The organism is Streptomyces sp. Qhu_M48 (assembly GCF_051305195.1).
Taxonomy (GTDB): Bacteria; Actinomycetota; Actinomycetes; order Streptomycetales; family Streptomycetaceae; genus Streptomyces.
Genome location: NZ_CP195432.1, coordinates 4,731,436 through 4,744,404 on the forward strand (window position 1 = coordinate 4,731,436; position 12,969 = coordinate 4,744,404).

Annotated in this window: 9 protein-coding genes; 5 read left to right on the plus strand and 4 right to left on the minus strand. The window is 73.1% G+C overall.

The features are described from left to right. Positions 1-84 precede the first annotated feature (84 nt). Positions 85-2,856, minus strand: a complete 2,772-nt coding sequence (locus ACRRSS_RS21445; protein ID WP_435972738.1) for a glycosyl hydrolase — start codon at positions 2,854-2,856, stop codon at positions 85-87. Between the two features lie 280 nt (positions 2,857-3,136). On the opposite strand from ACRRSS_RS21445, the gene ACRRSS_RS21450 reads away from it, so the two are divergent. The 4 genes from ACRRSS_RS21450 (at position 3,137) to ACRRSS_RS21465 (ending at position 8,121) form a co-directional block, all read left to right on the plus strand. Further along, complete coding sequence (locus ACRRSS_RS21450; protein WP_435972739.1) at positions 3,137-4,450, plus strand: ABC transporter substrate-binding protein; 1,314 nt, start codon at positions 3,137-3,139, stop codon at positions 4,448-4,450. 302 nt (positions 4,451-4,752) lie between these two features. After that, on the plus strand, positions 4,753-5,718 hold the full coding sequence (locus ACRRSS_RS21455) for a carbohydrate ABC transporter permease (RefSeq protein ID WP_435972740.1): 966 nt from the start codon (positions 4,753-4,755) through the stop codon (positions 5,716-5,718). Beyond that, positions 5,715-6,653: a carbohydrate ABC transporter permease gene (locus tag ACRRSS_RS21460; RefSeq protein ID WP_435972741.1), complete on the plus strand. Its 939-nt coding sequence runs from the start codon at positions 5,715-5,717 to the stop codon at positions 6,651-6,653. The genes ACRRSS_RS21455 and ACRRSS_RS21460 overlap by 4 nt, the downstream gene beginning before the upstream one ends. A 64-nt stretch (positions 6,654-6,717) precedes the next feature. Next, positions 6,718-8,121 (plus strand): GH1 family beta-glucosidase, encoded by a 1,404-nt coding sequence (locus tag ACRRSS_RS21465; protein WP_435972742.1) that lies wholly within the window; start codon positions 6,718-6,720, stop codon positions 8,119-8,121. Between the two features lie 17 nt (positions 8,122-8,138). On the opposite strand, the gene ACRRSS_RS21470 is transcribed toward ACRRSS_RS21465, so the two are convergent. The 3 genes from ACRRSS_RS21470 to ACRRSS_RS21480 form a co-directional block, all read right to left on the minus strand. Further along, entirely contained in the window at positions 8,139-8,891 is a 753-nt protein-coding gene (locus ACRRSS_RS21470) for a hypothetical protein (protein ID WP_435972743.1), read from the minus strand. 135 nt (positions 8,892-9,026) lie between these two features. Further along, positions 9,027-10,397 carry a carbohydrate-binding protein gene (locus ACRRSS_RS21475; RefSeq protein ID WP_435972744.1) on the minus strand — a complete coding sequence of 457 codons (1,371 nt, stop codon included), beginning with the start codon at positions 10,395-10,397 and terminating at the stop codon, positions 9,027-9,029. Positions 10,398-10,674: 277 nt separating this feature from the next. Continuing rightward, on the minus strand, positions 10,675-11,610 hold the full coding sequence (locus ACRRSS_RS21480) for a LysR substrate-binding domain-containing protein (RefSeq protein WP_435972745.1): 936 nt from the start codon (positions 11,608-11,610) through the stop codon (positions 10,675-10,677). Between the two features lie 248 nt (positions 11,611-11,858). Here ACRRSS_RS21480 and ACRRSS_RS21485 point away from each other — a divergent pair, with 248 nt between their 5' ends. Then, positions 11,859-12,524: a GOLPH3/VPS74 family protein gene (locus ACRRSS_RS21485; RefSeq protein ID WP_435972746.1), complete on the plus strand. Its 666-nt coding sequence runs from the start codon at positions 11,859-11,861 to the stop codon at positions 12,522-12,524. Positions 12,525-12,969: the final 445 nt, after the last annotated feature.

The window sequence follows — 12,969 nt, forward strand, 5'->3', positions numbered from 1 at the left end:
GCCCGCCGCCGTACCCCTGGGGGCCGCGGTCGGCCGCCGCGCCCCGAGGGGACCCGACCGGCCGCCGTACCCGAGGCGATCCGGTCAGTCGTACGGGATGACGACCACGGAGCGGTCGGTGCCCGTCTGGAGCCGGGAGTCCCCGTTCCCGATGGCGCTCCAGACCTCGACGCGTACCGTCCCGCCGGTCAGGTTGCCGAGCGTTCCGGTGGCGGACTTGAGGCCGCGGGACTGGGCGTACTCCTCCCAGCCCGTCACCGGGTCGGTCGCGAAGTAGTGGTACGTCTCCGTCCGTTCGAAGGTGCCGTCACCGGTGAGGTCGTAGCTGATCCGGGCCTGCTGGCCGAGTCCGACCCCCGTGCCGGCGTCGACCTGGAGGCGGAAGGCGGTGGAACCCCCGGCCTTGAGCGTGCCGTTGACTCCCCTGGCCTCGTAGACGAGCGGCCGGTTCGGGGTGCCGTCGTGGTTGCCGCCCTGCGCGGAGGCGAGGGTGTCGCTGCCCGCCGTGGCGCCGGTGGCCGTGGTGAGCGTCCCGCCGGTGCGGAGCTGGAAGGTGTTGCCGGTGCCGGGCTCGGGGTCGGGTCCGGGGCCGCCCGCGCCGGTGCCGGACGCGGTGGAACGCGCGGGCACGGAGAGGGACTTGCCGTCGGAGAAGGTGACGGTACGGGCCGTGGAGCCGTGGTTGTGGGCCACGTACGTCCGCGTGCCGTTCTTGGCGAAGACGGCCGAGGTGGGAATGGATCCGGTGACCGTCGTGTCGGGCGCGCCGAGCGTGTCGAGTGCGGTGAGCCAGTGGTAGGTGTGGGCCTTGGACTCCCCCGCCTCGGGGGTGTAGCCGGCGTGGCCCGCGTCCCACTTGGCCCTGGCGGCTCCGGGGTCGGCGAGGGACTGGAACTCCCAGAGGATGTCGCGCCATTCGACGGCCGGGCCGCCGTTCTCGCGTTCCATCTCGGCGATGTTGCGGCGGATCGCGTCCTTGTGCCCGCCGAGGTGGAGCGAACCACCGGTCACAGGAAGGACGTTGATGCCGTGGATCTCCTCGGGGTTGGCGGTCCACCAGGTGGCGTAGGCGCCGCCGCTGCCCCAGACCATGCCGACGGTGTCGTGCTGGAAGGCGCCGGGGAAGACCTGCTGGTCGGCGTCGAACCAGTACTGGGCGATGGCCTCGCCCTCGGTGGTGAGCAGATAGGTGCCGAGGTCCCGGAGCTGGGTGTTGCCGGTGGCCGAGCCCCAGAGGACGAGCGCGGCGCTGAGGTTGGTCGACTCGGAGGACGACTCCTGGTTGTTGCCGGCGGCGAAGCCCTGGTGGCCGCTGGCCCAGCTGTGTCCGGCGTAGACGTCGAAGCCGCGCAGGAACGGGTAGGCGGTGTCGGTGCGGCTGGGGTTGGCGGTGTCGCGGACCAGGGTCTTGACCATGGCGCCCCAGGCCGAGTCGGCGGCCCAGGCGGCGTCGTACTGGGCGACGATCGCGGCGGCGTAGACGTAGTAGCCGTAGTGGAAGTGGTGGTCGTTGAGTTCGGTGTCGCTGCCGTAGGAGGCCGGGTAGCCGGTGAGGGTCTTCCAGGCGTTGTCGTACGAGAACTCGGTGGCGCCGCCCGCCGTGAACCACTCCTGGAGTCGGCCCTTGATCTGGCCGAGGAGCTTGTCGCGGGTCGCGGTCTCACCGATCTGGTCGGCGAGCGGGACCAGCTGGGCGAGCTTGCCGAGGGCCTTGCCGGTCCAGTAGGTGTCGACGGCTCCGGAGAAGGGGTCGGCGGAGTTCGCGACCTCGTTCAGGTAACCGCGCAGCCGTGCGGTGTCCACGCCGGTGGAGCCGGGCAGTCCGGGCAGGGTGGCGGCGGCCTTCTGGGTGGTCGTGAAGGTGGCCGACTCCCGGACCTTCATGGTGCCCCGGGGCGAGACGTAGGTGTACGGGGTGAGGGGGTCGGTGGTGTGCAGCCACTGGTGACGGTAGAGCGCCTGGAGGGCGCCGCGTTCGGTGCCCTCCTTCGCCTCGGTGGTGAGGGCGTAGGTGGCACGGACGGTTCCGGCGTCGTAGCCCCAGCTCACGGTGGAGCCGGTGACGAAGCTGAAGGCGTACTTCCGGTAGGTCGCCAGGGCGTCGGTGGAGGGCAGGACGGCGACGGAGAAGTAGTCCTTGCCGCCGAGTCCGGCGGTGATGGTGGAGCCGGAGACGTTCCAGTCGGTTCCGGTGGGCGAGAAGAGGGCGTAGTGGTGGCCCGCGACGGTGACGCCGAGGACGTTGCCCTGGTCGGCGAAGACGGTGGGCGCGGTGGCGGTGGTGATCCGCGCGTCGCCGCCGGTGCCCTTGGCGTACACGAAGGGCATGCCGTGGCCGATGGTGGTGCGCAGGGTGCGGGCGCCGTCGGACCAGTAGGGGGTGACGGTCCAGTCGGACCAGGCGTCGGCCCTGGTGTCCGGGGAGTTGAGGCCGGTGAGGCCGAGGGTGAGGTCCCGCTTGTGGGCGAACTCGTACTGGCGCCCGTCCCCGACGATCGCGGGGCTGGTCGGGTAGCCGACCTCCAGGCCGCCGGCGACGGCCTGGTAGGTGAGCGGGTGGCCGTACATGGGGGTGGAGTACGGGTTGTCCCCGTAGCGCTGGAAGGCGAGGGAGGACCACCAGTCGTTGGTGGGGACCGGCTTGCCCTGGGCGGCGGCGGTGACCTTGGGGGTGACCGGGGCGCCGGTGTTGGTGGTGGGTCCGGAGGTTCCGGCGGGGCGGGTGTCGGAGTAGCTTCCGGCGCCCGTGGGAACGGTGGCGGCGGCCGCGGGGGCGGCGGCGGGGCCGAGTCCCAGGGCGGCGAGGGCGGAGACCAGGACCAGCGCGGCGGCCGGCCTTGTGCGGGGGGCTGGCATGTACGGCACCTCATGTCGTCGCGACGAGTGGGGGCACGGAGGGGATGCGCGGGGATGGGGGGCGGAGACCGCTCCAGAGAGCGCTCTCAGAACGCCGGAAACGTAAAACCCGCGAAACGAGTGTGTCAAGAGATTGAACACAGAGCCGAGTTGGCGGCTCGTCCCGTCCGTTACGCCTTCGAGCCTTGACGGATGGGCTCCGTCCCAGGCACGCTCCCCCCGCATGCTTGAGAGCGCTCTCAGTCGCTCTCGCTCGTTCCGGAGCCAAGGGAGGCTTCCCATGCCCATCGCCCGAGCCGCCACCACCGCCAGGAGAACCGCCGTCCGTCTGGGGGCGGTCGCGCTCACCGGCGCCCTGCTCGCAGCCTGCGGAGGTGCGTCGGACGACACGTCCGCCGACGGCGCGGGGGGCAAGGTCACGATCACCGTCGACCTGTTCGGCTCCTTCGGATACAAAGAGGCCGGTCTGTACGCCGAGTACGAGAAGCTCCACCCCGGCGTCACCATCAAGCAGACGGACACCGAGGACGAGGCCGACTACTGGAAGTCCCTCCAGACCCGGCTCGCGGGCGGCGCCGGCCTCGCCGACGTCCAGGGCATCGAGGTGGGCCGGATCGCCTCCGTCGCCCAGCAGCAGTCCGAGCGGTTCGAGGACCTGAGGAAGTACGGCGCGGACGCGCTGGAGGGCCAGTTCGCGCCGGCCAAGTGGGCCGCCGCCACCGGCAAGGGCGGCGAGGTCCTCGGCCTCGGCACCGACGTCGGCCCGGAGGCGATGTGCTACCGCACCGACCTGTTCAAGCAGGCCGGTCTGCCCACCGACCGCACGGAGCTCGCCAAGAAGTGGGCCACCTGGGACGGGTACCTGGCGCTCGGCAAGCAGTACAAGGCGAAGGCCCCCGGCAAGAGCGCCTGGCTCGACAGCGTCGGCAGCCTCTACTCGATCATGATCGGGCAGGAGAAGGAGCGGTACTACGACGCCTCCGGGAAGCTGATCTGGGAGGACAACCCGGCGCTGCGCACCGCCTGGGACCACTCCGTGCAGGCGGCCCAGGACGGGCTGAGCGCCAAGCTCGACCAGTGGTCGCCGCAGTGGAACCAGGCCTTCGCCGCCGGTTCCTTCGCCACGATCCCGTGCCCCGCCTGGATGCTCGGCTACATCAAGGGCCAGGCCGGCGAGACCGGCAAGGGCAAGTGGGACGTCGCCGCGCTGCCCGGCGGCGCCGGCAACTGGGGCGGCTCGTACCTGGCGGTGCCGAAGGCCGCGAAGCACAAGAAGGAGGCGTACGAGCTGGTGAAGTGGCTCACCGCCCCCGAGCAGCAGACCCGGCTCTTCGAGAAGCAGGGCAACTTCCCCTCCGCCACCGGCGCGATCGAGAAGGTCGCCGGAGCGAAGGACCCGTTCTTCTCCGACGCCCCGATCGGGCAGATCTTCGGCGAGGCGGCGAAGGCGGCCCCGGTCCAGGTCCTGGGCGTGCACGACCAGAACATCGCGCAGCAGATCACGAACGCGCTGAGCGAGGTCGAGCGCAAGGGCACGTCGCCGGAGAAGGCGTGGTCGAACGCGAAGAAGGGCGTCGCGAACACGATCGGCTGACGCGCGCGCGGACGGACTCCCGCCCACGGGCGTCCGTCCGGCCCGGCCGCTTCACGGAGCCCCGGCCGGCCCGGCTCACCGGCCCGGGGCGGCCTCACGGGGCCCGGCCCGGCACACCGGCGCCCCTGGGCGTGCCCGCGGGGCCCGGACCCGGCCCGATTCCCTCCCACGCCGCTCCCGTCCCCCCACGGGCGTCCGTCCGGCCCGGTCACCGCCCGGCCCGACCCGACACCGACCCGCCCCCCGCCCGCGCCCCGCGCGCGCCGCGCCCCCGCCCGACCCCACCCCCGAAGGGCCGCACCGTGACCCTCACCGCATCCGAGTCCCCGGCCCCGCAGAGGCCGGTCCCGCCGCCCGCGCGCCGGGGCACCGCCCGGCGGGCCTGGCAGACGTTCTCGCCGTACGCCTACCTCGCCCCGTTCTTCACCCTGTTCGCCGCCTTCGGCCTCTTCCCGCTGATCTACACGGCCTTCGTCTCGCTCTACCGGGTGGAACTCCAGACGCCCGGCGACATGGAGTGGCGCGGCCTCGGGAACTACACCGCGCTCTTCGGCGACGAGTACTTCTGGCTCTCGCTGCGCAACACCTTCACCATCGGTGTGCTCTCCACCGTGCCGCAGCTGGTCATGGCCCTCGGCCTCGCCCACCTGCTGAACTACCGGATGCGCGGCCGCACCTTCCTGCGGACGGCGGTCCTCCTGCCGTACGCGACCTCGGTGGCCGCCGCCACCCTGGTCTTCGCCCAGCTCTTCGGGCGGGACTTCGGGCTGATCAACTACGCGCTCGGGCTCGTCGGCATCGACCCCGTCGACTGGCAGAACGGCACGGTCGCCTCGCAGATCGCCGTGTCCACGGTCGTCATCTGGCGCTGGACCGGCTACAACGCGCTGATCTACCTGGCCGGCATGCAGTCGATCCCGAACGAGCTGTACGAGGCCGCCGCGATGGACGGGGCCTCGCGGTGGCGCCAGTTCTTCCACGTCACCCTGCCCGGACTGCGCCCCACCATCCTGTTCACCGTCATCGTCTCGACGATCGGCGCGACCCAGCTGTTCGGCGAACCGCTGCTGCTCGAAGGCTCCATATCGGGTGGAATCTCGCACCAGTACCAGACGCTCGGGCTCTACATGTACGAGCAGGGCTGGGGCTTCTTCCACCTGGGCCGGGCCGCCGCCATCGCCTGGGTGATGTTCCTGCTCATCGTGGTGCTCGTCGGGGTCAACGCCCTGATCGCGCGCCGCCGTTCCCGCAAGGAGGCCGGCCGATGACCGCGCCGATCGCCCCGGCGACGACCTCGGCGTCGACCGCTCCCGCCGACCCGCCGGCCGCTCCCCCGCCCCCCACACGCGCGCGCGTGCCCCGCCGGGGTGCCTCCCGGGCGGGTCGCACCCTGCACGCCGGTCCGCTCGCCTACGGGATCCTCGTCGTCGCCGTCCTGTTCTCCGCCTTCCCGTTCTACTGGACGATCGTCGCCGCGAGCCGCTCCAACGCCGACCTGGCGAAGGTCCCGCCCACCCTGCTGCCCGGCCCGAACCTGATCCGCAACTTCGAGGCGGTCCTCGAAGAGGCGGACATCGGCAAGGCGCTCCTCAACTCGCTCATCGTGTCCGGCTCGATCACCCTCGGCACCGTGCTCTGCTGCACGCTCGCCGGGTTCGCCTTCGCCAAGCTCCGCTTCCGGGGCCGGGGCGCGCTCCTCGCGATCACCGTCGGCACCATGATGATCCCGCCGCAGCTCGGGGTGATCCCGCTGTTCATGCTGATCGCCGAACTCGGCTGGGTGAACCAGCTCCAGGCGGTGATCCTGCCGGGCCTGGTCTCCGCGTTCGGGGTGTTCTTCATGCGCCAGTACCTGGTGCAGTCGCTGCCGGACGAGCTGATCGAGGCCGCGCGGGTCGACGGCGCCTCCACCGCCCGGATCTTCTGGTCGATCGTCGTGCCGATCGCCCGGCCCGGCATGGCCGTGCTCGGCCTGCTGACCTTCATGGCCGCCTGGAACGACTTCTTCTGGCCGGTCGTCGCCCTCACCTCGTCCGAGCCCACCGTCCAGGTCGCCCTGCGCCAGCTCGGCGGCGGCTACGTCCACGACCAGTCCGTGATCATGGCCGGAACGCTGCTCGGCACCCTCCCGGTGCTGCTCGTCTTCGGCCTCCTCGGCCGGCAGATCGTCGGCGGCATCATGCAGGGCGCGGTCAAGGGCTGACGCCCGCCCGCCCCGCCTGCTCCACGCCTCCCCCAGACGTCTCACCCCAGGGAGTTCCCACCCCATGACCACGCTCGACGCACGCACCGACACCACGACCGCCCTCCGCTTCCCCGAGGGGTTCCGCTGGGGCACCGCCACGGCCGCGTACCAGATCGAGGGGGCGGCGGCCGAGGACGGCCGTACGCCCTCCATCTGGGACACCTTCAGCCGTACGCCGGGGAAGGTGCGCAACGGCGACACCGGCGACATCGCCGCCGACCACTACCACCGGGTCGACGAGGACGTCGCGCTGATGCGGCGGCTCGGCGTGACCGACTACCGCTTCTCGATCGCCTGGCCCCGGGTCCAGCCCACCGGACGCGGCCCGGCCGTGCGCCAGGGCCTGGACTTCTACCGGCGCCTCGTGGACCGTCTCCTCGACGCCGGCATCCGCCCCGTGGCGACGCTCTACCACTGGGACCTGCCGCAGGAGCTGGAGGACGCGGGCGGCTGGCCGCAGCGGGAGACCGCGTACCGGTTCGCCGAGTACGCGGGGATCATGGCGGACGCCCTCGGCGACCGGGTGGCGACCTGGACGACGCTCAACGAGCCCTGGTGCGCCGCCTTCCTCGGCTACGGCAACGGCGTGCACGCTCCCGGCCGCACCAGCGACCTCGCCGCGCTGCGCGCCGCCCACCACCTCAACCTGGCGCACGGGCTCGGGGCGCGGACCCTGCGCGGGGCGCTGCCCGGCTCGGCGGAGGTGTCCCTGACCCTCAACCTCCATGCCGTACGGGCCCTTTCGCAGGCGCCCGAGGACCTCGACGCGGCCCGCCGCATCGATGCCGTCGGCAACCGGATCTTCCTCGACCCCGTGTTCCACGGACGGCTCCCGGAGGATCTGGTCCGCGACACGGCGTCCGTCACGGACTGGTCGTTCGTGCGGGACGGCGACCTGGAGACGGCGGCGGCGCCGATCGACTCGCTCGGCATCAACTACTACTCCCCCTCGGTCGTCGCGGCGGGCACCTCCGAGTCGCCCTCGCCGTGGGCGGGTGCGGAGCGGCACGTCCGGTTCGAGCCGATCCCCGGGCCGCGCACCGCGATGGACTGGCCGGTGGACGCGGACGGGCTGCACGAGCTGCTGGTCCGGCTGCGGGACGAACTCCCGGACGTCCCGCTGGTGATCACCGAGAACGGCGCCGCGTACGACGACTACGCCGACCCCTCGGGCAACGTGAAGGACCCGGAGCGGGTGGCGTACCTCCACGCGCACCTGGCGGCGGTGCACCGCGCCCTCGCGGACGGCGCGGACGTGCGCGGGTACTTCCTGTGGTCGCTCCTGGACAACTTCGAGTGGGCGTACGGCTACAGCAAGCGGTTCGGCATCGTGCACGTGGACTTCGCGACCCAGCGCCGGACACTCAAGGACAGCGCCCGCTGGTACGCGGAGGTCATCGCCCGAGGAGGCCTCGCCGAGGCCTGAGGCGCGGGTCCGGGCGGCTACGCGCGCAGGGCGCCCGCGACGAAGGCCTGGGTCCACGGGACGGCCGAGTCGATCGGTACGTACTGCTCCCCGTTCGCGGGGAAGAAGTCCACGACGCCGGCCGCCCCGTAGTTCGCCCAGAAGCAGGTGGTCATCGGGAAGGTGTTGGTGACGTTCTGCCGGCACTTCACGACGAGGGTCTCGCTCGTGACGACCTTGGCCTCTCCGGTGAAGTCGCGGCCGTAGCCGGTCGCGAGCTCCACGGACGCGTCGAAGATCCGGTTCAGCGCGGCGACGGGGTCGGCCACCTGCTCGTACAGCGTGGTCCTGGCCGTGAAGGTGGGTGCCGTGGCCGACATGGAGCCCATCCGGAGGACGTTGCGCGGGCTGCCGAAGCAGGACACCTCGTCGGCCAGGTCCTGGCTGTCGCCCTCGATCTGTGTCAGGTCGTCGTCGCCGGAGACGATCATGTCGAGGTCGCTGCCGTAGTGGAAGCCGCCGTCGCCCTCGTCGCAGACCTGGCCCTCCAGGGCCGGGACGGCGATGGCCCTGTACCGGGTGCCCGGGTCGGCGCCGAGCTTCCCGGCCGAGGACGGCGTGTCGTTCTCCACGTCGGCGACCGCGCTCGCGGCGGAGGACGGCGCCGCCGACGGCGTACCGGCCGCCGGCTTCCCGGCCGAGGGCTTCGCGTCCGATGGATCGACCGCCCCGCATCCCGCCACGGCCGACACCAGAACGACCGCGGCCACGACGGCCCGAACCCTGCTCATACGGCGACTCCCCCGCGAAGTGGCGCTGACCCGGCGATCACGATCAAGATCGCGGTGATCATACGGGGAAAACGAGCAGGGGTGCCGCGACACCCCCTCGGGTTCGCGGCACCCCTGCTCACCGACCGGTCGGCGTCACAGACGCTGCCACAGCGCCGGGACGTTCGGCGGCTGCCAGCCGGCCTGGGCCTGGTGGCCCTGGAGGCAGCGGTAGCTCGCCCCGCCGTACGTGACCACGTCACCGGCGGCGTAGACCTTGCCCGCCGCCCAGGTGCCGCCCGGCTCGGGCTCGCCCGGCCCGGGGCCCGGGTCGACGCCGGTGGTCTTCAGCGTCAGGCCGTAGTTCTGCAGCAGCGGGTTCAGCGGCTGGAAGAAGGTCGTCCCGCCGCTGGAGCAGTTGCCGGAACCGCCGGAGGTCACGCCCTGCGCCTGGCTGCCGGAGATGTACGAGCCTCCGGAGTCACCGGGTTCGGCGCAGACCGTCGTACGCGTCACCCCGGAGATGGTGCCCTCCGGGTAGGTGACGCTCGTGTTGTGCTGCTGCACGGTGCCGCAGTGCCAGCCGGTGGTCGAGCCGGAGCGGCACACGGAGGAGCCGACGGGCTGCAGGACCGAGCCGGTCACCTGGACGTTCGCGCCGCCGGAGCCCTTGACGTACGGGGTGGCGGTCCAGTTGGTGTTGGCGGCGACCCAGGCCATGTCGTTGCCGGGGAACGTCGAGCCCTGGAAGCTGCCCTGGGCCACCTGGTTGAACCCGCTGGTGGTGGTGCCGGTCCGGCCGCAGTGGCCGGCGGTGGCGAAGCCCTGGGTGGTGCCGCGCGTGACCGCGAAGCCGACCGAGCAGCGTCCGCCGCCGCCCATGTAGTACGCGTCCCCGCCCCGGATGTCGTACAGCGGGCGGGGGGCCTCGGCGGTGCGGACGACCCGGACCAGGCCGCCCGGGACACCGGCGGCCCCGACGAGCCGCGCACCGGCTCCGGCCCGCGCCTCCTCGACGACCAGGACGTTGGCGCGGACGTCGACGTACCGGACGGGCACGTCTGCGGTGGCGGCCTTGTCGAGGGTCTCCTTGACCCGCTCCAGGGAGGTCAGACTGTGCGTCACGAGCCGGGCCCGCGCGCCCGTGGCCCGTATCGCGGCCGCGTCGGTGGCGCGGGTGGTGGCCACGGTCAGGGTGCCGGCCTCGGCGCCGTCCACCCAGGCGCCGGCGAAGGCGCCGCCCAGGTCCTGGCGGAGCCGGGCGGCGGTGGCACCGGCCTCGGCCTCGTTGGCGAGGCGGGTGAGGGCCTGGGAGTGGGTGAGTCCCAGGTCGCGCCGCATGGCCTGGAGCAGCTCGGGCCGGGCGGAGTCGGCGCCGAGGGCCTGGGCGGCGGTCTTGACCGCCGGGGCCCGGTGGAGGTGCGGGGCGTCCGGGGCCGCGGCGGCGGAACCGGCCTGGAGCCCGGCCAGCGCCATTCCGGCGGCGACCAGGGCGGTACACGCCGAGCGGGCGTGTCGTCGGAGCATGGGGAGTCTCCTCGGTTCTCGGATCTCGGATCACGGATCACGGATTCGGATCTCGGTGGGGGATCTGCTGGAACCGTAGGGAGCTCGACGGGGCGGCGGCAGTTGCCAGTTGGCCCCTGCCATCGCGTTATGGCGTCATCGGGTGGTGGCCGAACCGGGAACGGCGGCATCAGGTTGTGGCGTCACGCGGGTGGCGCCGTGACCCGAGGGGCCGTCACACGCGTGACACCGTCACATCGGGGCCTGCACACCGGGGCCCGTCACGCGCGTGGTGCCGTCACACCGGGGGTGCCGGAGCGGGCACGCGGCCCGCGCTGGCCGCCAGCGCGTCGGCGTGGGCGGCCCGGGTGTGGGCGAGGACGGCGGCGGCCCGGGAGGCGGCCCGCCCTTCGGGGTGCCACCCGAGCAGGTGCCGCCACAGCAGCGGGGCACCGGCGAGCGGGCGGGTGACGACGCCCGGGGTGACGGGGAAGGTGGCCCGGCAGAGCCCGACGGCCCGGCCGACCTGCACCAGGTGCACACAGGACGCGGTGTCCGTCTCGTACACGCGGGCCGGGGTGAACCCCGCCCGCACGCACGCGGCCGCGAAACAGTCGCCGAAGCAGCCGTCGCCCGGCACGTCGGTCCAGGCCTCCGCCGCCAGTTCGGCCAGGTCGATCTCGGCGCGGGGTGCCAGGGGGTGGTCGGCGGCCAGCATCACGTACACCGGGTCGCGGGCGACCTCCGTCCACGCGAGCCGTCCCGCCTCGGGCGGGCCGCTCTCCCCGCAGACGCCCACCAGGGCGAAGTCCAGCCGCCCGTCGGCCACTCCACCGGCGACCTCGCGTTCCGACCAGGAGATGTACGTGGTCACCGACGCTCCGGGATCCGTCCGCGCGATCCGGTCGACCAGGCCCCCGAGCAGCGGCCCGTGCGTACCGCCGAGCCGGTAGCCCTCCGCGCCGTCGCGCGCGAACCGCACCGCCTCCTCCTGCAGCTCGCAGACGGCGGGCAGCACCACCCTGGCCCGGTCGAGGACCAGGTCTCCGAGCGCCGTGGCCCGTACGCCCTCCCGTCCCCGTTCGAACAGGGCGCCGCCCAGGGCCCGTTCGATCCGCTTGAGCTGGGCACTGAGCGCCGGCTGCGCCAGCCCGAGCGCGGTCGCGGCGCGCGTGAGGCTGCCCGCGTCCGCGATGGCCCGGATCGTCTTGAGGTGCCGCAGCTCCAAGTCCATACCGAGAGCTTGACGCCCCCGCCCCCAGCGGTCCAGACCAAAGCGGGGACGGGTGCGGGTCCGTGACTCCCCGTACGCGCTCCGCTCCCTCCGCGCCCGCACAACGGCCCAGGTCACGAGGACGGCGACGCGGCGTCCGGGAACCGTCGGGGTCCGCCGCACGTCCTCAGGGGCGAAGGGCGCCGAGGGGGCACGGAGGGACGTGCCGGGCGCCGAAGAGACCGATGTGCGGAAGGCAAGGGATACGGGTGGCGGTCACGCTCGCGGAGGAGATCATGCTGCTGTCCCTGGACGACGAGTCCGGGGCGGCGAAGGAACGGCAGTCCGCCGCGTGGGCCGTGGCGGGCGGCATCCTGCTCGATCTCGTGCTCGCCGGGCGGGTGTCGGTCGACGGCGGGCGGCTGCGGGTGACCGACGCGACGCCCACGGAGGTGCCGCTCCTCGACGAGCGGCTGGGGCAGCTCGCGGCCTGGTGCGCGAAGAAGGGCCGGGCCCCGAAGGTCACCGAGTGGCTGACGAAGGACCACACCAAGGCCGTGAAGGCCACGACGGTGAGCCTGTGCGAGCGCGGCCTGGTGCGCGAGGAGCAGCACAGGGTGCTGGGCCTCTTCCCCGTCACCCGCTACCCGGAGGCGGACGGCTCGGTCGAACGCGACCTGAGGGCCCGGCTGCGGACGGCGCTCCATGAGGGTCCCACGCACCACGCCCGCACCACGGGCCTCCTCGCCCTGATCCACGGCGCCAAGCTGCACCACCTCGCCTTCCCCGACATGCCGCGCAAGGAGGTCGCCTCGCGCCTGGAGGAGATCACGGCCGGCCAGTGGGCGGCGGAGGGCGTGCGGCGGGCGATCCGCGACATGCAGGCCGCGATGCTCGCGGTGACGGCCGCGACGATCGTGACGGTCACGAGCTGAAGCGCCGCTGACCGGGAGCCGGGCTCGCGCGCGGGACCCGCGGGGCCCGGAAACGCCGGGCCCGGACACGCCGGGCCCGGACACGCGGCCCGGAGACGCGAGGCCCGGAGACGGGGCCCGGAGACGCGGGGCGGGCCCCCACGGCCCGCCCCGCGTCCGGTGCGCACGCACCGGCACTCCTCCGGTACGTGCCGGCGGCCCCGAACGGAGCGGTGGTGACACCGCCCCTGGCCTGCCGACACGCACCACTCTTCCCGCCGCCGCTCACGTCTCACTCACGTTCCGCTAACGCGGCGACGGCCGGCTCGCCCGCTCCGTGGCGCGGTCGAGCCCACGGGGCGGGCGCGGGTCGTCCGAAGCGTCAGGGAGCTGTTCGCCCGGAGACGCAGGCCGGCCGACGTTTCCGCATGGTGGGCGGCCGCCCGTCCACGTGGTGGGCGGGCGG